The 19,553-nt window shown below is 28.5% G+C and carries 20 protein-coding genes and 1 tRNA gene; 15 read left to right on the top strand and 6 right to left on the bottom strand.

Features of this window, described 5'->3' with window-relative positions:
* Positions 1 to 85: 85 nt before the first annotated feature.
* The 7 genes from QEJ31_RS01140 (at position 86) to QEJ31_RS01110 (ending at position 7,891) form a co-directional block, all read left to right on the top strand.
* A complete protein-coding gene (locus QEJ31_RS01140) occupies positions 86 to 1,741 on the top strand; it encodes an argininosuccinate synthase (protein ID WP_280591950.1) in 1,656 nt (551 codons plus the stop codon).
* An 11-nt stretch (positions 1,742 to 1,752) separates the two neighbouring features.
* On the top strand, positions 1,753 to 2,733 hold the full coding sequence (locus QEJ31_RS01135; RefSeq protein WP_280591949.1) for an amidohydrolase family protein: 981 nt from the start codon (positions 1,753 to 1,755) through the stop codon (positions 2,731 to 2,733).
* Between the two features lie 2 nt (positions 2,734 to 2,735).
* Positions 2,736 to 3,887: a hypothetical protein gene (locus tag QEJ31_RS01130; protein WP_280591948.1), complete on the top strand. Its 1,152-nt coding sequence runs from the start codon at positions 2,736 to 2,738 to the stop codon at positions 3,885 to 3,887.
* A complete protein-coding gene (locus QEJ31_RS01125; protein WP_280591947.1) occupies positions 3,884 to 4,531 on the top strand; it encodes a phosphoribosyltransferase family protein in 648 nt (215 codons plus the stop codon). Before QEJ31_RS01130 ends, QEJ31_RS01125 begins: the two co-directional genes overlap by 4 nt.
* The gene (locus QEJ31_RS01120) at positions 4,524 to 5,618 is read left to right on the top strand and encodes a hypothetical protein (protein WP_280591946.1); all 1,095 of its coding nucleotides are present in this window, start codon (positions 4,524 to 4,526) and stop codon (positions 5,616 to 5,618) included. The genes QEJ31_RS01125 and QEJ31_RS01120 overlap by 8 nt, the downstream gene beginning before the upstream one ends.
* A gap of 1 nt (position 5,619) precedes the next feature.
* Complete coding sequence (locus tag QEJ31_RS01115) at positions 5,620 to 6,729, top strand: FUSC family protein (RefSeq protein WP_280591944.1); 1,110 nt, start codon at positions 5,620 to 5,622, stop codon at positions 6,727 to 6,729.
* A gap of 130 nt (positions 6,730 to 6,859) precedes the next feature.
* Entirely contained in the window at positions 6,860 to 7,891 is a 1,032-nt protein-coding gene (locus tag QEJ31_RS01110) for an ROK family protein (RefSeq protein ID WP_280591943.1), read from the top strand.
* Between the two features lie 126 nt (positions 7,892 to 8,017).
* Here the strand turns inward: QEJ31_RS01110 and QEJ31_RS01105 are convergent, their stop codons facing one another.
* The 6 genes from QEJ31_RS01105 to QEJ31_RS01080 all read right to left on the bottom strand — a co-directional run bounded on the left by QEJ31_RS01105 (position 8,018) and on the right by QEJ31_RS01080 (position 12,355).
* Positions 8,018 to 8,512 (bottom strand): MarR family transcriptional regulator, encoded by a 495-nt coding sequence (locus tag QEJ31_RS01105; RefSeq protein ID WP_280591942.1) that lies wholly within the window; start codon positions 8,510 to 8,512, stop codon positions 8,018 to 8,020.
* Positions 8,513 to 8,531: 19 nt separating this feature from the next.
* The gene (locus QEJ31_RS01100; protein WP_280591941.1) at positions 8,532 to 9,089 is read right to left on the bottom strand and encodes a type II secretion system F family protein; all 558 of its coding nucleotides are present in this window, start codon (positions 9,087 to 9,089) and stop codon (positions 8,532 to 8,534) included.
* Positions 9,086 to 9,637 carry a type II secretion system F family protein gene (locus tag QEJ31_RS01095; protein WP_280591940.1) on the bottom strand — a complete coding sequence of 184 codons (552 nt, stop codon included), beginning with the start codon at positions 9,635 to 9,637 and terminating at the stop codon, positions 9,086 to 9,088. The genes QEJ31_RS01100 and QEJ31_RS01095 overlap by 4 nt, the downstream gene beginning before the upstream one ends.
* Before the next feature lie 161 nt (positions 9,638 to 9,798).
* The gene (locus tag QEJ31_RS01090; protein ID WP_280591939.1) at positions 9,799 to 11,250 is read right to left on the bottom strand and encodes a CpaF family protein; all 1,452 of its coding nucleotides are present in this window, start codon (positions 11,248 to 11,250) and stop codon (positions 9,799 to 9,801) included.
* Complete coding sequence (locus QEJ31_RS01085) at positions 11,247 to 12,062, bottom strand: hypothetical protein (RefSeq protein ID WP_280591938.1); 816 nt, start codon at positions 12,060 to 12,062, stop codon at positions 11,247 to 11,249. The genes QEJ31_RS01090 and QEJ31_RS01085 overlap by 4 nt, the downstream gene beginning before the upstream one ends.
* Positions 12,063 to 12,064: 2 nt before the next feature.
* A complete protein-coding gene (locus QEJ31_RS01080; protein ID WP_280591937.1) occupies positions 12,065 to 12,355 on the bottom strand; it encodes a hypothetical protein in 291 nt (96 codons plus the stop codon).
* 248 nt (positions 12,356 to 12,603) lie between these two features.
* Here QEJ31_RS01080 and QEJ31_RS01075 point away from each other — a divergent pair, with 248 nt between their 5' ends.
* The 8 genes from QEJ31_RS01075 to QEJ31_RS01040 all read left to right on the top strand — a co-directional run bounded on the left by QEJ31_RS01075 (position 12,604) and on the right by QEJ31_RS01040 (position 19,451).
* Positions 12,604 to 14,466 (top strand): pilus assembly protein N-terminal domain-containing protein, encoded by a 1,863-nt coding sequence (locus QEJ31_RS01075; protein ID WP_280591936.1) that lies wholly within the window; start codon positions 12,604 to 12,606, stop codon positions 14,464 to 14,466.
* Between the two features lie 2 nt (positions 14,467 to 14,468).
* Positions 14,469 to 15,266, top strand: a complete 798-nt coding sequence (locus QEJ31_RS01070) for a hypothetical protein (RefSeq protein WP_280591935.1) — start codon at positions 14,469 to 14,471, stop codon at positions 15,264 to 15,266.
* Positions 15,263 to 15,760, top strand: a complete 498-nt coding sequence (locus QEJ31_RS01065; protein WP_280591934.1) for a hypothetical protein — start codon at positions 15,263 to 15,265, stop codon at positions 15,758 to 15,760. The genes QEJ31_RS01070 and QEJ31_RS01065 overlap by 4 nt, the downstream gene beginning before the upstream one ends.
* 6 nt (positions 15,761 to 15,766) lie before the next feature.
* Entirely contained in the window at positions 15,767 to 16,465 is a 699-nt protein-coding gene (locus tag QEJ31_RS01060; protein WP_280591933.1) for a hypothetical protein, read from the top strand.
* A complete protein-coding gene (locus QEJ31_RS01055; RefSeq protein WP_280591932.1) occupies positions 16,407 to 17,576 on the top strand; it encodes a hypothetical protein in 1,170 nt (389 codons plus the stop codon). Before QEJ31_RS01060 ends, QEJ31_RS01055 begins: the two co-directional genes overlap by 59 nt.
* Positions 17,566 to 18,591 (top strand): hypothetical protein, encoded by a 1,026-nt coding sequence (locus tag QEJ31_RS01050; RefSeq protein ID WP_280591931.1) that lies wholly within the window; start codon positions 17,566 to 17,568, stop codon positions 18,589 to 18,591. Before QEJ31_RS01055 ends, QEJ31_RS01050 begins: the two co-directional genes overlap by 11 nt.
* Positions 18,592 to 18,631: 40 nt before the next feature.
* Positions 18,632 to 18,707, top strand: a tRNA-Phe gene (locus QEJ31_RS01045).
* 69 nt (positions 18,708 to 18,776) lie between these two features.
* A complete protein-coding gene (locus tag QEJ31_RS01040) occupies positions 18,777 to 19,451 on the top strand; it encodes an O-methyltransferase (RefSeq protein WP_280591930.1) in 675 nt (224 codons plus the stop codon).
* Positions 19,452 to 19,553 lie beyond the last annotated feature (102 nt).

The raw sequence follows: 19,553 nt of genomic DNA, 5'->3' as shown, positions 1-19,553 counted from the left end.
TTATTTCGTAATTTATTTTAAGCTCCGCTTTGCGGGGCTTTTTTTTTGGCTAAATTTAGAAGTTTTTAAATTAGGAGATTTCATTATGACAGAATATGTAAAAGTAGCCTCTTATGAAGGTCGCAAGGGAGAAATTCGTAAGGTTGTTTTATTGTACTCTGGTGGCTTAGACACATCTGTTATGTTGAAATGGATTCAAGAGTATTATCAAGCTGAAGTGATTGCCTTGACTATTGATATAGGGCAACAAGCTGATAATCTTGAAGAAATAAAACAAAAAGCCCTTCGCTTAGGTGCAAAAAAAGCATATGTTATCGATGCAAAAAAGGAATTTGCATACCATTATTTATCAAAGGGAATCAAAGCAAATGCTCGTTACCAAGGGGACTATCATCTTGCGACTCCATTAGGTAGACCTTTATTGGCTAAAATTGCAGTTGATATTGCAAGAGAAGAAAATTGTGACTGTATTGCACACGGTTGTACTGGAAAAGGGAACGATCAAGTAAGAATTGAAGGAACTATATTAACATTGGCTCCAGAAATGAAAATTATTGCCCCTGTACGTGAATGGGGTATGGGTAGAGATGAAGAGTTAGAATATGCAAGAAAGCATGACATTCCAGTAAAACAAACTAAAGATTCTCCTTATAGTTATGATGATAATATGTGGGGAGTTTCAGCAGAAGGTGGAGAAATAGAAAATCCAGCTTTAATTCCTAATCTCCCAGCCATACTGCAAGTATGTAATATTGTAGAAAAAACACCAAATGAAGCGGAAGTCCTAAAAATTGGATTTTTAAGAGGAATTCCTGTGCAAATTAATGGTAAAGATCTTGATCTTCCTTCAATTATTTTTGAATTAAATAAATTAGGAGCTGCGCATGGTGTTGGCGTTACTCATCATTTAGAAGACAGGGTTGTAGGTCTTAAAGTAAGAGGAGTTTATGAAGCTCCAGCTGCGCATGTTATTATTCGTGCGCATGAAACACTCGAGAAGTTTGTTTGCACTCGTCAAGAAAATGAATTTAAAACATTAGTTGATCAAAAATGGGGATATTTATGCTATGGGGCATTGTGGCATGAGCCTTTAATGGATGATTTAAATGCATTTATTGAAAAAATAAATGAAAAAGTAACAGGTTTAGTTACTGTGAAATTATTTAAAGGAAGAGCGGATGTTATTGCAGTTGAAACTCCAAATAGTATTTTTGATGAAAAACTAGCAACATTCATGAAGAGTAATGCCTTTAATCAAAATGCTTCAGCAGGGTTTACTGAAATTTACACCATGCAAATGCGACTTTCACAAGAAAAAGAGAGATATGCTTTGGTATCTGTGGGTGGCGATGAAAATAAAGAAAAATTTACTCCTTTAATAAATGAATTAAATAAACAAGGTTTTTTACTTTTTGCCACAAAAGGAACTCATTCATATTTGGCTAAACATGGAATTAAAAGTGTCCTTGTACATAAAGCAAATGAAGAAAGTCATAAGCCAAATTTAATTGATTTATTAAAACAAAATAGATTTGATTTAGTTGTTAATGTTCCAAACCCTTCCAAACTTCCAAGTGAAGAAATAGATGGAAAAAATATTCGAAATTGGAGTGTTAAAAATGGAGTTCAGCTCATAACAGATTTTGAAGTACTTAAAGTTACAGTTGAGAAAATGGCGAAGACTCCAAAGTCTGGTGTATCTAAATCAATAGAATCATCCAAAAAACCTGCATTACTTTAAGGATAAAAAATATGTGGAATCCACTTACAAAACTGTCAGGGTTAATCTCTGGTCAGGGTGGGTTCGTCAATGCTCATGCGCATTTTGATCGAGCTTATTCTGTAACTTTAAATGATTTCAATTCAACCCAGGGAAATATCAACAGTCAATTACAAGAAAAGTGGCAATTAGTAGATAGGTTTAAAAAAACAGCTACAGAAGATATCTATTTTCAGCACATATCAACCGCTTTGCAATTACAACATGAACAAGGGATAAGAAATTGTCTTTCCTTCATTGATTGTGATTCTGTTGCTGGCGAAAGAGCTTTAAAAGCAGCAATTAAGGCAAAGGAATATGCTGGCAAAGAACTCAAAATGCGTTTTTTAATCGCTTGTCAAACATTAAAAGGAGTTGTTGAGCCAGAGGCTCGCAAATGGTTTGAAAAATCTCTGGAGTTCGTTGATATTATTGGCGGTTTACCTGGAGCTGATGCTGGCCTAGAAGAGCAGCACTTAAACATTCTTTTGCAAGCCGCTAAAGAAACAAACAAACGGGTTCATGTTCATGTGGATCAATTAAATTCTGCAACAGAAAAAGAGACTGAATTATTGGCTCGCAAAGTAATTGAGTACGGTTTAGAAGGCAAAGTAACTGCAGTGCATGGAATATCAATTGCAGCTCATTCCAAAAATTATCGAATGGAATTATACAAGCTTTGTAAAGATGCTGATCTAAGTTTTGTAGCTTGTCCAACTGCATGGATTGATAGCAGACGCAATGAAATATTTTCACCAACACATAATTCAATTACACCAATTGATGAGATGATTCCTGCTGGTTTAACTGTTGCATTGGGATCAGATAATATTTGTGATATATATAAACCTTTTGCAGATGGAAATCTTTTAACAGAATTAAGAGTTTTGTTAGAAGCAACACATTTTTATGAAATGGATGAACTGGTTAAAATTGCTACTTTAAACGGTTTGAAAGTAATGGGATTAGCTTAATTATGTATAATACTGCGGCGACTTACGATGAAAATTATATAAAAGGCCCAGATCCACGTTTTGTGAAGGGTGGTAAGGTACCAATTGTAAAATATACTGAAAATGCAAAGTATGAGTTTCTAGGCTGTCCTTTGCATATTCCTTTTGGGGTTGCTGCTGGACCCTTGTTAAATGCTGCATTTGTAAGAGTTGCATTAAATGCTGGTTTTTGTATGCCAGTGTACAAAACGGTGCGTTCATTAGAATGGAAAAGTAATGCTTGGCCAAATATTTTAACAATATCTGCTAATGAAAAATCTTTATATGCAGAAAATAATAACTTAGTAATTGGACGTAACTTAATAGCAGAAGATTTTTTTTCCAGAAATCTTTCTATATCAAATTCATTCGGAGTTCCTAGTCAAAAACCTGCAATATGGCAAAAGGATTTTATCCAGCTTTGCGACTTACATTCTGCAACAGGACGACAAATTGTCTTAAGTTTCCAAGGTAGTAGAATGGAAAAAGGAAGCTCTACTGAAACAAAAAAAGCCTTTTATGAAGATATTATCAAAGTAACGCAATTAGTACTTGAATGTGTCAATTCGACAAATAGCAGTACTATTGAAATAAACTTAAGTTGCCCAAATGAAGTGCAAAGTCCATTATATAAGGACATCCAGAGTTCAGTAGAGGTCATTCATTTAGTAAATTCAATTCTAATGCAACAAAAGAAAAAAATTAATTTAATTGCTAAAATTGGTGTTTTATCTGAAGAAGATTTAAATAGATTTATTGGTGAAACCGCTGGTAAAATTAATGCAATTAGTGCAATAAATACAGTTTCTGCAGAGATCAGAAAACCAAATGGTGAAATTGCTTTAGGTAGTGGAACCTATAGTGGAGGGATTTGTGGGGCACTAATTTTTCAACAAGGGCTCCAAATGGTTTCTAGACTAGCCAAATTAAAAGAAAAGCATGGCTTAAAATCATCAGAACTTTCAATAATTGGTGTTGGTGGTGTGATGTCTGCAGAACATTTCAGTTCTTATCTATCTGCTGGAGCGAATATTGTTCATGCAGCAACTGGTATGATGTGGAATTTAAATTTAGCTGCTGAAATTGCAGAAGTATTAAAAGTACCATTTGAAAAAAGTTGGGAGGTTTTATCATGATACTTGATTCTGATATTCATGATATAGTCAGAGGTTTTATCGAAACTAAAGTATTACAAATTAGTACAAATCCGATGTTTAAACTTGCAAGTGGAAAAGAATCTCCAGTTTATTTGGATCACCGTAAAATTTTTTCTCACGTTACATTAAGGAAAAAAATAGTAACTAAATGGGGTCATTTTTTGAAAACAGAATTTCCTTCTGTTTTTGAAAGTACAAACAATATTGTTTTTGCTGGTACTGCTACTGCAGGGATAGCCCCCGCATACGCTTTAGCTGAATTTTTTAATTGTGGTTTTGTTTATGTCAGAAGTAAACCTAAACAACACGGATTGACTTCCGTCATAGAGGGAACTTTACCAACAAATGCCGTTGTTTTTGTGGTAGATGACATGATTACAACAGGCGGTAGCGTGCTTCAAGCGTTAGAATATGTAAAGATGGAACCTGTAAAGAATATTTTTGTGACTAGCATTTCAACTCATCAGTTAAAAAAAGCAAGTGAGTCTTTTGCAACCCATCATGTCATTGCTAAAAGTCTTTTCAGAACTACTGATTTGTTTGATGTTGCTTACGCAAAAGAATTTATAACCGGAAAAGAAATGAAAATGATCATGGAGTGGTTAACACAATTGGATGGTTAAAAATAATTTTAAAGAAATGTTGAAATATTTTTGGGAAAGAGACTATCGCTCCATTCTTCAAGGATTGAGAACTGCATTAGCTATTCTAGTGGTAGTTCTTATTTATGCTTATTTCAAAGATATTTCTCTTTTCTTTATGGGTATTTGTGCTCTAGGCCTAAGTCAAGCAAGCACACGAACTATGTACTGGCGTTTTGAAATAAATATGTTACTTTCTTTTTTTATTTCAATTATGCTAGTTTTTATTTCTTATCCTTATTCTTTTTATATATCAACAACGTATGTGTTTTTATTTCTCATTACTTTTTTGTTATATATATGTACTTACTATCAAATTAATAGTCTTTTTTCAATTTGGGCGTATTTTATCCCTTTAAATAGTATTATGACAATAAAAAATCATAATGATTTTATAAAATTTCTGTTGATGGATACCGTCGCTTTTTCAATCTGTTACTTAGTTTCAGTTTTAATAATACCGCCAAAACTAAAAAAAGAATGTTACTATGAATTAAAGTCGGTTTTGCATGAAGTAAATTCATATTTGCAAAGTTTAGATATTTATATGAATGATAAAACAGATAAGAATGCTCTTCTTCTTACAAATAAAAGGGAAAAAATATTTTTGCGCTTAAAAAATGTTAGAATTCTTTTAAATGAATTAAATTTAATAATTAAAAAAGGAAAAAAAAGTACAAAAAATGAGCTAAATCCATTCTATATTCTTATAAAATTGATTGAAAAATATGTTGAAAACATTTTGGGTATTTCAATAAAAATAAGGGCTCTGAATATAACTTTAGAACTTGAAGATTATTTTTTAAAATTTAAAATTTTAATCAATAAAATTAATCAGGATTTGCTTAATTTTATTTCTAATGTTTCTTTAATAAATTTGAAAGATTTAGGCAATATATTTGAAAAATTGTACTTAAACAGTTTGGTTGAATTTAGAAAATTTGAAAAGATTGGTTTGCGTTTTTCTAATAATGAAACATTTGATGAAATATTATTTTTGGTTTTTTTATTAAAAGATAATATTAGTCTAATTTATAAAGAGTTTAAAATATTAAGTAAAGCTGAATAATATGTCTTTAATAAATATTATTTATAGTGCAGTAAAGTTTGTTTTTAATTTCAGAGTCCTTGAAATTAGACAAGCTTGGAGAACTTCGATTGTTTGTATAATTTGTTTATTTATAAATCGACATTTTCTCCAAGGCGAATTTCCTGCATGGGCTATTGTAACTGCTGTTGTTTGTCTACAAAGCAATTTTGGAGCTACCTTAAAGAGAGTGAAGCAAAGAGTTATAGGTACTATTTTGGGGTGTGCTCTTGCATTATCGTTAACTCTTTTATTCCCTGATAATGTTTATTTATCTATTGGGATACTTTTAGTTTCTATATTACTAGCTATATATAATTCTTTGTATAATACATATTCATACACATACACAGTATTTTTTTTCACTCTTGGATTAATAGCTATTTTTTCAACTATTTTCCACAATGGAAGAGAATTTGCTATTTTACGAATTGAAGATGTGGCACTAGGAGCTCTTGTTGGAACATTAGGCTCTCTTGTATTATGGCCTGATTTTGCAAGAAAAACATTCAAAAATGACTTGTTGAAAGTTGTCTCTGAAATTGAAAATTATTTTATTATAATTAGAAATTGGGTTGGGGGAGAAGCTTCCGAAGAAAGCGTTTATGCACAAAAAATTGTTTCTGCCACTTCAAACCAAGAGGCAAGAAATAAAATTTCTGAAATATATTATGAACTTGGTTCTAAAAAGTATCCCTTAAAAGAATATGAGTCTTTTATCTTATCTCAAGAAAGAATTCATTATTCACTCTTAAATATTTATAATACTTTACAATTAAACTCCTATGAGAAAAAGATAAATGGCCTATCCTCAGTTTCAATTCAATTAGAAACAATCCAAGATTTTTTTCGAATGTCAGTAGCAAGATTACCTCTCTCAAAGAGAAATATTCAATTGCATGATACTGGAAATGAAATGAAACTTTTGCAAAAGCTTGAAAAACAGGCTGAAGAGGGGATCTCTCATTATCGGAGGAAAGAAAATTCATTAGATCATAAAAAGTTTATACTTTTATTAGAAAAGTTAGTGAATGACATAAAGCTTATGAACGAAGAAATCAATAAAATTTATGATTATTATCATCTACATTAAATCCTTATAATTAAATAATTATTGTCCAATATTATTTTTTGCAATTATCCATTTTAAAAGTTGAAAAACTAAGCTTTTGTATGGCAAGCTACAGGCTCTATTGTTTATTGTTTCTCTTGGAGAAGTCGTTATGCATCTTATTGGGTTTGATATAGGTGGAACAAAACTTGAAGCTATGCTGATTCATATCGGAAAGTTAAATAAAGATGAAGATTACCTTTCTTCTTTTGAATTCCAAAAATCATCAGGTGACATTGTACCAGGTTATGTTTTATTTAAGAAAAGAGTGGCGACAGAAAGGCATAATGGTTACGCACAAGTAATTGATAAGCTAGCATCGCTTGCTAAAGAAGTTTGTGCCGAGAAAAATTTAGATTTGCATTCATTAGCTGGGATTGGGTTAAGTATCCCAGGACCAGTTGATCCCAAAACTGAAGTAGTGACATCAAGTAATACTATGATCTTAGTAGGTCATAATATACATCAAGATCTTCGGGCAAAATTAAAAGTCTCTTTTCCTATTGTTTGTGAAAACGACGCCAATTGTTTTGCTTTAGCAGAAACTCTCTGCGGAGCAGGTCTAGATTACTTTAAAAAATCAGGAATTCCTGTAAACAAGCAAGTAAGTATTGGTCTTATACTAGGTTCAGGTTTTGGTGGCGGCATTGTTGTAAATGGGAAAGCAGTTACTGGAAGAAGAGGCGGCGCTGGTGAAGTGGGGCACATGACTCTTTATGCTGGAGGATCTCCTTGTTACTGTGGCCGTGCTGGTTGTGCAGAACAATATTTATGCGGCCCAGCACTTGAAGCTGCATTAAATAATCGAATTTATTCACAAATAGAAAAACGCCCGACTGCGGCAGAAATTTTTGAATTATATAAAGCGCAAGATCCTATCGCTTTAGCTGTTGTTAAACGCTATAAATCTGACTTAGCTCTTTTTTTAGGTTCCTTAACTTGTATGCTTGATCCTCATTACTTTGTTTTAGGAGGTGGTCTGAGTCTGCAAGATATCATTTATGAAGGATTAGAAAGAAAAATTGGGGAAAACACTTATCTGCCTGAACAACCAATTCCTATATATAAACATAAAATAGGTGATTCAGCTGGAGCTATTGGTGCAGCACTAGTTGTATTGGAACAAAACAAACTTCATTTTTAAAAACACTATTTAACATTCCATATAAATATAAAAAATATTCTGTAAAATTTTTATTAATCACAATTAAATATTATTAGTAAAAATTTTAGTGATTAATCTTTACAATATTTCGAGATTTTGTTTCTCTCAGATCATACTTTCTAAATTTTTTCTTAATTGTTTTAATACACGAGTAAGTAACATTTTTTCATCATCAGCTATATCTTTAAGCACTTTTGGTCTTATACGTTCGCTTATTTTGAATGCATCTAGTAGTTTGCTTTCTCCTTGTTCTGTTAGATGCAAGCATTTTGCTCTCTTGTCTTTATTGTCGTCTTGTTTTTGCAACCATTTTTTTTGTTCCATATTTTCGAGTGAACGGGTTAAGCTTTGAGGTTCCACATCCATGATTAAAGCTAAATCCGCTTGTCGAATTCCTGGATTTCTACCAATATAAACAAGTATTCGTCTTTCTAATCTACTAAGTTCATACTCCTTTGCAAGATCATCTAATTTATTTCGCCAAAGATTAATTGTATCGATAAAGTAAAATTCTAAAATAACATCAATGCTCAAATTATCTGTTTTAAACTTTGGAATAGACGCTGTCTTCTCAGACGAAACAAAATCAAGATTTTCCATGTTATTCTCCAATTGAACATTAAAAATGCAAAGAAATAATCAAGTCCTGTATGGAACCGCTACCAAGAAGAACAAATATAACTGGAAAAATAAATAAAACCAAAGGGAAAACCATTTTAACTGCAGCCTTGGCTGCAAAAGCTTCAGCGGTTAAAATAGCATGTGATTGCAATGTCCGACTTAATTCCAATAATGCTTTTTGTATTGGTGTTCCGAGTTGCTGAGAAATTAGTATTGTTTCAATTGTCTCAAGAAAAAATGGACTTAATGATTTATTGTATGCTTCTTTTAAACAAGTAGGAAAAGGGGTGCCTAAGTGATAACGTAGAAGTATTTCATTTGTTACTTTATTTAAATCATCATTTGTAATACAATAACATGCATTTTGAAAGGATTTATATAAATTTTGTCCAGCTTCTAAATTTAAAACTAACAGATCAATAAAATCTATAGTTGTGTAATATTCATTAAGCGAAAAATTTATAGATGCTATTTTTATCTTTCTAATTGGAATAAAAATATCTTTATAAAAAAGAGTTATTAAGTTTAAGAAAAAAAATATAATTATAAAATTCATTTAAATATGCCTATAATTTTGTTTATTAAATAAATTCCTACCAGATAAAATATTATCATAAAAAAAAGTAAAATTTTTCCAAACTTATTATCAATAAAAAATAAAATATAATTTGGAGATAAAATAAACATAATTATAGATAAAATAAATGGTGATAGAGAAATAATTAAAGCTTGAAAACGAATTTGAGAAGTATAGGTCTGAAATTTCTTTTTTGCAGATAATTTTTCAATTAGCCTATTTCTAAAGTTTTCTAAAATAAAGTTTATATTTCCTTTGTTAATAGAACATATTTTAAGTGTACTGAGTAATAGTAATAAATTACTTTCATGGGTCTTAATTTTGTTAGAATGTATTGTTTTATCTATAGAATAAACTAAAGAATTTCCATTATTGTAATAATAATTTATTAAGAATAATATATTTTTAATATATGGATTCCAATTGTGATTTATTGAAATTTTTTGGAGAGCTTGGGCAAGATCAATCCCAGAAGATAAATAAGATTTTAAATAAAGTACGAATTTTGGCAATTCTTTATTTATCATATATGCATATTTTTTTCTTTTAACATATTCTAATAAGTAATAAAATGAAGTTAGCAAAAAGTAAAAAAATGGGTGGAAAAGTTTTATGATATAAAGCTTTTCATTCTTTATAACTTCAAAATAAATGAAGTTTGAAATAAAAAAAATTAAAAATAAAGTAATCATATAAAGGCATCATTTTCATAAATTTTTTTTAATATATAATCATTTTCTTTGCTTAACTGTACCAATTCGTAGATAGATTGAATTTTCCTTTCACCAGTATTTTTTCTAACTAGTTGAATAATTACATCAATCGCAGAAGAAATTTGTTCTCGAATACCCTTCATAGGAAGTTCATATCCAGAAAATAAAACTAGTGTTTCAAGTCTTAGCAATGCATCATGGGGAGAGTTTGAGTGAATGGTTGTCATACTTCCTAAATGTCCCGTATTCATAGCTTGCAACATATCCAGGGCTTCTTCACCACGACATTCACCAATAATAATTCTGTCAGGGCGCATTCTTAAAGCATTTCTAAGCAAATCACGGATACTAATAGATCCTTTATTCTCAATATTTTCTTTTCTAGTTTCTAATCTAATTACATGGGGATGAACGAGTTTTAGTTCTGCTGAATCTTCGATTGTGATTATTCTTTCATTTTCTGAAATTAAAGAAGTTAAGCAATTTAATAAAGTAGTTTTTCCGCTACCAGTACCACCAGAGATCAGTATATTCTTTTTCAGTAATATATCATTTCTAAGATAGTTTTTTAATTCCTCATGAAAATTACTATTTCTTAGAAGGGTGTCTATAGAAAATGATTTTTTAGGAAATTTTCTAATGGTTAAACAGGCTCCATCAATTGCTAAAGGGGGAATTATGGCATGTATTCTATCACCATTGTTTAATCTGGCATCACAAAAAGGAGAAGTAATATCTATTTTTCTTCCACAATAATTACACATTTTTTCAATTATATGTATCAAGCTTTTTTCTGAAGGAAATTTTAATTTTGTTAGTATTAGAGTTCCTAGTTTTTCAATAAATATTGTTTTATAATTATTTATCATCACTTCTGTGATATCTTCTTGCTGCAAGAGTGAAGAAATTACTCCATAATCAAAAAATTGTGCTTTCAAGCACCAAAGGTATTTACGGAAAAAAATCCTATTTTCTTGGAAAAATATGTCTTCATTTTGAAAAAATAACTCTCCTAAAATATTAGTTGCTACTTCATAAAAATTATCTTCGGAAATATGCAAATTATCGTGAAAAAATTGTTCTTTATCAATAAACTTGTTTTGTATTTTATTAAAAATTGTTTCAAAATTTTTATCTATAAAAAAATTAGAAATTTCATTTTCATTTGGTTCTAAATACTTGCAATTATCTAAATAATTAATAGTAATCATTTGTTTACTAATATTTAAAAAAGTATTTTTAAAAAAAACTTTTTTTGTTTTATTTTCAACTATATAAATAAAACCTTCTTCCAAAATTAATTGAATAAATTTATTTTTATGAGAACTAATCACAATATCACATTCTTTAGAAGATCCAATTGTTAGATGAGCATCAACAGTTTTTGCCTTTTTATTGTTAAAAAAAGTTTCTATTTCCCAACTCATTTTTTATCACCATAAATTATTTGAAATCTATCATTTTTTATAATGTTTTTTATCTTTTCATTTTCAATAAATTTATTTAATGTAACCGCTTGATCTTTGCTATCAAAATTGTCATTAGGATTTCTTAAGGCTAGTGAAAAATTTGCGTACCGTTTCATAAATAAAATAATTTTAATTTCTTCTGGTGTTAAATAGAAACTTATTGAATTGCTACTATTATATCGAGATCTATAATATTTATTTTTTTCTTCTAGACCGATAAGTTGGATATTTTGTAAGATTACCTCTGTAGCTTTTCCAAAACCTGGGATGTCAAGATTAGCAATAATATCAACTTTATCACCTGTGCGCAAACTTTTAGCAATTGCCCCTAATTCTAGTTCTAATACAAATAGTCTTTTTCCATAAGGAATTTTTTCGGGTATAGAATTTTTATCTTTTGTTTGAATGTTTGCATTAAAAATATAGTTATTTTCATCTAAATCAATAGCGGTTTTTTTTCCTAAAAAGAAATTAAGATTATTATTTTTTTGGATAAAATTAGAAATATCTTCAATTTTTTCTGAAGAAACTACTATATTGTCTTCTGTTAGTGGTTCGCCAAAATTTATTTTCCCTTTAGTTTTAATTATTTTAAATTCTGTATTACTTACTAGTTTATTATCATTTAAACAATGGAGAAAAATAATTTGAATGAAAGATATAACAAGACAGAGATATATTTTTTTTGAAATATTACTTTTAAAAGAAAAAAAATTTAATTTTTCTTTATTTAAATTTTTATTGCTAACTTCCCAATTAATATCTATCATTTTTAAAGACTTTCGCTGTCAAATATATCATCATCTTGAGTTATTGAAGTATTACCATTAACTTTGCCAGCATTTTTTTGTGCTTTTTCAGCTGAATTTTTTGCTTTTTTTTCTGCGTCAGATACTTTTGATACATCTTGACCCGCAATTACACCAGCTAGTGATGCTATTTTTCCTTTTATAGCTCCTCCAAAAAAAGCAGTAGCAGCAACAGCAGCAACGGCTACTAAACTTAATATTATTGCGTATTCTGTTAAACTTTGGCCTAATTCTGACTTCCACTTTGAAAGCATAAAACAACTCCTTTATAAAAAATTAATAATTAACACTTTTAAAAAAATTATATATCAATTATTTTCTGATACTTAATTTACTGAAATTACAATGAAATTATTTGGCTAAAAAAGGATTCATGTAACATATTGGAAAAATATCAAATAACAAAAGTACATAAAAAAAATTTTATTTCTGAAGTTTGTCAATTCATTTTAAAAATTTATATTTTAAAGTTAATTTTGTCTTTTATTTTAAAGGTTGCAGAATGAAATTAGTAAAATATAAAAAAGAATATTATCTTCTTTTTAAAAATGATCTAGAGAAAAAAATTCCCTTGCTAGAAGTTAAAAAAAGATTTTTAATGAAGGCAGGATATTTAAATCACTTATTTCCACCTGATAATTATGGGTTAATCTATAAAAATCATTTTATTTTTCACTCCTTAGATATGAATTTTGATATTTTTGTGGCATGTTTTGATAAATACTATAATTTAATTAGCACTCCATTTTTAGTTCCAAAAAATAGAATTTTTATTGTTCCTTTAAAGACGAAATATGTTTGTGAATTATCTTGTAAATCAATATCAATTATTAAAAATGATAATTTGAATAAAAAAATTATTTTATTAAAAAATAAGTTTTTATGTAGCATTATAAGATGCATAAAATTATTTTTTTTAATTATAATTTTGGCAAATATTGTGTTTATAAGTTTTTCTTGTTTAGCAAGTGAGCAACTCAATCTTTTGTTAGGTAAAGATAAAACATTAGATTTAGGTCAAGCTCCTTTAAGTATCCAAATATCAGATCCTGATATCATAGATGTTAATAGAGTTGGAATGACAAATTCTATAAAATTAATTCCTAAGCAAAATGGTTTTACAACTCTAATTCTTCAATATTCTGATGGAAACGAACAGCATTGGAATATTAATGTTGGAAAAGCTCAAAATAGTTCAAATTATGAAGCTCCTAATTATGAAGAAAATTTTTCTAACTTAGATATTATAGCAAAACCTTTAAGAAAAATTAATGGAATTAGTTACCTAATTAGAAATGGAAAAGTTATTATTGTTGGAAGTATAAAAACGATACCTGATTTTCGTAAATTAGTAAAAATAGTGAGTTCAAAATCTACACTTTTTTATCCTGCGTATGAAATTAATCCGTATTTAGAAGAACAGATTTATAAAATTTTAGAAGGTTATTTAAAGTTAATGGGAGAAAAAAATTTACAAATATTAAACAGAGCGGGGTTTTTGGTTGTTTCTGGAGTGTCTACGAATCCAGCGGCTAAAAATAAAGTTTGGAGTTTTTTAAGCGCATTATTACCAAATTTAAATGATCACATCAGTCTAAAGACAGGAGATAGTTCTATTGTACAAATTAACCTTGAGTTTCTTGAAGTCGGAAAATTAAAAAATAATCAAGTGGGAACGGCATGGCCTGGAATGCATCAACCAATTGTAGGAAATTTTAATTTAGGTGGAAATCTTTTAACAGAAGGTTTTTCTAATTCAACTCTTCAAGTAGCACCCTTATCTATTTTATTAAAAGCATTGAAAGAGAGAAATTTTGCCAGAAATATTGCTAAGCCTGTTATTCTCACTCGTTCAGGTGAAAAAGCATTTTTTTTAGCAGGAGGTGAAGTACCAATTGTTTCAAATATAATGCAAAACAATCAGCAAAGTAGTTCAGTAAGTTTTAAACCTTTTGGAATATTATTTCATGTAACACCAATTCTACAGAATGATGGAGCAATTTGGGTTCAATTGGATTTAGAAGTAAGCGATGTTTCAGATGCCTTATCTTATCAAAATATTCCAGGATTTGTAACTAGAAAATTAAAGACTAATATTATTCTAAAAGATGAAAATTATGTTGTATTAAGCGGTCTTATTCAAACAAAGCACTCAAAAAGTATCTCAAAGCTCCCTTTGATAGGAGATTTACCAATAATAGGGGAGCTTTTTAAAAGTAGGAAATTTAAAGATGATGAATCAGAACTTTGGATTGCAATTTCTGCTACAAAAGAAGAACAGAGCTATTCTAAAATGAATGAAATTTATATGAATAAATTGAAAAATAATTCAAAAAATTCTTTGTCTTTTAGCTTGCTGGATTAATTATGATTGTTTTATTTGATACAAGAACACGGATTTTGCAAATATCTTCTTTATTCCCTAGTTCTAAAACAATTCATAGAGGTGTATGTTTATTCAAGGAAGAATTTTTATTATCACCTAACATTATTATCATAAACTTGAAATTTAAATTTGTGAAGCAAGAATATATTCCTGACTATCGTTTGTATGTAAATAGTAAAATATTAACTTTTATAATCAAAAATTTATTTTTATTTATTAATATGTCATTAAATTTGAAAAAAAATTTAAAATACTTTGCTATTATAAAAAAAATATTTTTTTTAATTAGCATTTCTTTAATTACTACGAAGTTTTTATATTGTGGCTTATTTTATAAAAAAATAGAAGATGTAAAATTAAATTATAATGAGTTATTACAAAAAATTTTATTCAGTAATGGTAAAGAAATTATTCTTGGAAATCAGAGTAGTATGGTGTATGCTGAATTAAGTAATTTTTATTATTCACAAAATATAAAGTATATAAAAACTAAAAATATAAGTTCATTTGGTAGCAACAAAGTTAATAAAAAAATATTGGTAACTTATTATAGTAAATTATTTTTATTAAATGAAGACTATAAATTAATTCAACCTATTTATTCTTGTAGTAATAAAGATGGAGTGTTTTATATATTTATTATAAATTTAGTTGAACTAAATGAAGTATTAATTTTTAATGATATTAATATTAACAATAAAAAATATGGTATACTTTTGTTTCCTTATGAGTCTTATTCTTCATATAGTGTGGAGAATTTTTGTCGGATTAGAATATGACAAATTCTCTGATTTTATTTTCTTTTAAAAAGAACGAATTTATAAGTATTGAAGATTTTTTAAATGAAAATACTAAATTTTTATTTACTTTTAAAAACGACATTTTTTTTGTTAAGTATAACGGTGTTGAAATGTTTGTTAATTATAATACTTGTTTTTATTTAGATAGCAATATTTATATTTTATTAAATAAAAATAGTAATAATTTTATTATTGAAGATAGTATAGAGAAAAATTTTTTTTTGGAATACAATTTAATAGAGTATTTAAAAAAAATAATTTATTTTCTTACAGTGAAAGATGTTTTAATGGTTTTTTTGATTTTTAGAAATTTAATAGTAATAATTTTTCTTACTGCATTTTTTATTAAAATTATTTTTTTTGAAAAAAATGAGACAAAATATTACGAATTAAATAATAATTCTGAATATTCTAAAGAATATATAATTGAAAAAAATATTCTTAAATTAATTAATGAGAAAAATAAAGAGTAGTTTTATATGAAATTGTTTACTAAAAATTCAGACGGATTGACATTGCTTGAATTTGTATTTATTTTTCCAACAATTATTTTTCTTGCAATCTCAATTGTGGAAATTTCTAGATTGTATTCATTTAAATTATTTTTGCAAGCAATTACAAATGATATATCAATTTATTTGTCCCATCAAAAATTAAAAATAAATATAAGTAGTGATTCTGAAATTGATGATATAAAAAATGAAATTAAAAAAAATATAGTAATTAAAATTGATAATTTTCCAACTTATAAAATACAGAGTAATTATGAAAAAATAGGAAAATATAGTAATTCAATTTATTTAGATATAGTATTTATTGATTCGATTAAGGAAAAAATTCCTTCTGGTATATACTTAAAGATAAATACATGTTTACCTCTTTTGTTTTCTAAATTTTTGAATGAATATTTTTATAAAGAAATATCAATTGGTAAGAAAAGTGAAAATAATTCCAATAAAAATAGAAATTGTTTAGGTCATTTTCTGACATATGAAACAAAGGAAAGTGTATTCTATTTCCGCGTAAGAAGTGCTGCTTATATTCCATGGCCAGCTTCAACAAATATTTTTTTAAAAGGTTTATATATTCCTGATAAATTTTATGGTATGGAAACAATTAATGAAACAGAAAAAAGAAATTTTTTTATGCAAAATATCGGGAAAAATTTGGAACAATAAAAATAAAACATGTCAAGCAGGACAGGTTTTATTTTCTGGTTTGTTTCTAATAATTTTTTCTTTATCATTTTCTTTGTTTTTTCTCTTTATTTCTGAAAGTTACATTAGAAATTATTCGAATGTAAATATCGCACGAAATAGTGTTTTAAAAGAAAGAGCAGTTATAGCAAATATATTAAATGAAATAAGTATCAATAATTACTTAATTGTTCATGCAATAAAATTTGCTGAGAAATATTTTTTACAGGCAAGTGAGTTGAGTATGTATAATGCATATTCTCAACCTTATTGGGAAACATTTAGTAAAATCAATAATTCAGCATCTCTTGAAAACTATTTAGCAAATTATAGTGAAAAAAGTATTAAACTAAATTTTGAAACATTTAGCGCTTCTGTTGCTAGAAATCTATATATTGCTAAAAGTTTGTCTTTTCGAAATATAACTCTTTTTAATAAACTACCCAAAAAAGTAGCTAGTAATTTTAAATTTTCAGAAAATAATTCTACATTTTGCTTGGCTCTAGAGTCAAATAAAAATATTTTCAAATATCCAGGAAATTTTTTCTTCCCGATTTTAGAAAATTTCTATACTTTTCAATTTTCTAAGAATGAATGCGAAGTTTTTCATAAGCGAAATAAGTTTTTTTCTTTTCTTGCAAATTTGCCTTTTTTAAAAGCTGATATGCAAGATAAATTTCTTTTTTTGGAGAAAAATTCTTCTATTTCAAATTCTTTGCATTATAGCTTACTATATGTCCCTTTTGCAAAAAAAGAAAGTTTTTTAACTTCCTTAGCTTCAGAAGCTCCTACTGATGTCTATTTTAAGAATAGCTATGTAACTTTTTTTAATCTAGTTCAGAGAACTCTAATAAAAAGTTTAGACAAAAAATTATTGGCAAAACATTCTAAGCATATTTCTGCAAATATTATACATAGAAATCATTTTTGTAAAAAAGATCATTCAGAACTTATAAAAAATAAAAATAATTTTTTCAGCAGCAATAATTTACATTGTTCTATTTCTGAAAACGATTTTTTGTTTTCGTTCTTTATGCCAAATTGGACTGCTATTATTTCTTTTGAAAAGGATAAACTTGAAAATGAAAATTAGTTATTCAGATATGAATGGGCAAGCTTTGGTAGAGTCTATCTTTATAATTCCTATTTTCTTTTTACTTTTGTCAGGTATTATTATCCTCTTTCAAGGAAAATTAAGAATAATGACGGATGAAAATGTTTTAAGTGGACAACTGTTATCTTTTGCTTACTTAAATGATGAAGAAAAATGGAGTGAAATAAAATCTGAAAAAATTGTTTCACAACAAACTTTGTATTCTTTTATGCCCAGTAAATTTTTTAAAAACTCTGTTGATCAAATTGACGGACTTTTTTTTGATAAAGTTTACTTAAATAAAAATGAAGCAGGTTTGAAAAATAAAAATACTCCTCAATATAGCATATTTAACAGTTTAAAAGGAATTATTTTATTAGAAACTTGGGCGTATGATTCTAATTATGAGAGAGAAAAAAATTTACCTTTTAAGTTTGAATTTCGTCCTAGCCATAAAATTTACGAAGAACAAAATATTTTTTATCCTTCTTCTGAATTAGACCTTGAAAATAGAAATTTCAAAGTTCTTAAATCTGTCACTGGATTTAGTAAGACTTTGGAATCTCAGCAGTATTCTCAACAACAGGCTTCATTTTTTTTTCCTTTGCAAGGAGAATTTGTCCAGAAGTGTCTTATGCAGCCATTTTCTCCCCGTTGTTCGCTTCAGACAATCCAGAATATTTTAAATCGTACAGTTGTTGATTCTACAAATTTCCAAATCAGCCTTTGTTTTGCAGAAGCGACATCGCGTTGTACCGGTTCAGGGCCCGCCATTGCGGCTTGTGTTGCCAGCAAGATTGTCCAGATAAAAAATGCAATTGAACTTGGTGTTCCCGCATGGGTTTGTCCATTGCTGAACGCTAAGTCAAGAGAGGTGAGAATTGCCACAAATTTCTTCGTTTCATCTGAATTAGCACGTTTTTCTTTGCTAGAAGCACAATTAAGAGGCGAATTTGTGAGTAATTTAGAGGCAGATAAAAAAAATGAAAAAAACTTGAGATCAATGCTTGACTGATCTGACCTTCGTGTATTAGTCACAGTCCTACCAACGGTTCGGCACTTTAGCTCAGTCGGTAGAGCAGTGGACTGAAAATCCACGTGTCCCCAGTTCGATTCTGGGAGGTGCCACCATCCTTCTCCTGTCTTTCCTTTACTTCCTTTTAAGTATATCATCCTTTGAAATAAAAATAGGTTAGTTTTATGCGACCCAAATCATATTCAAATTTACTGCCATCTGTTTCTAAATATGTTGAAGATCTACTAAGCGTAGATTCGCATCCTTCCCAACAATTGGCTCTTCAGGTTGCCAAGAAACGCGGGACTCCTCCGTTACAAGTTCTACCAACAGATGGTCGGACTCTTGAAGTCATCGCAAGAACTATACAGCCCACCAAAATTGTCGAAATAGGTACTCTTTGCGGATATTCTTCTTTGTTTTTAGCTAATGCTCTTGTTCCGGGGGGAAAATTGTATACCTGTGAGCAGAGTCAGCATCATATCCAGGTAGCCACAGAAGTATTTCAGACATTGAACTTGTTAGACAAAATTGAAATTATTGAAGGAAACGCAGTTTTAACACTACCCCAATTAAGCCATAAAGGCCCCTTTGATATTGTTTTCATTGATGCAGACAAACTAAATTATCCTAATTATTTTGATTGGGCTATTGAAAATTTAAGGAGTGGAGGTCTTTTAATAGCTGATAATGTTTTTGTATTTGGTTATATTGGTGAAGATAACATTCCTGAGCAAGGGGAATTGAAAAATCTTGTTTCTGCAATGCGATTATTCAATGAAAAATGTGTTAAAGATGAACGTTTAGTAACTACTTTTTTGCCTACCGGAGAAGGTTTAATGATTGCTACTAAAAAATAGCAATCATTTTATAGCAAAAGCTTTTATTCAAGGGCGCATTTTTTTTTTTCTAAAGGAACAAGAATAGAACTTTGTTTCGGATAAACTTAGAAACTCCTTATC

It is taken from the genome of Pigmentibacter sp. JX0631 (genome assembly GCF_029873255.1).
Taxonomy (GTDB): domain Bacteria; phylum Bdellovibrionota_B; class Oligoflexia; order Silvanigrellales; family Silvanigrellaceae; genus Silvanigrella.
This window is presented reverse-complemented; position numbering and strand designations above follow the sequence as displayed.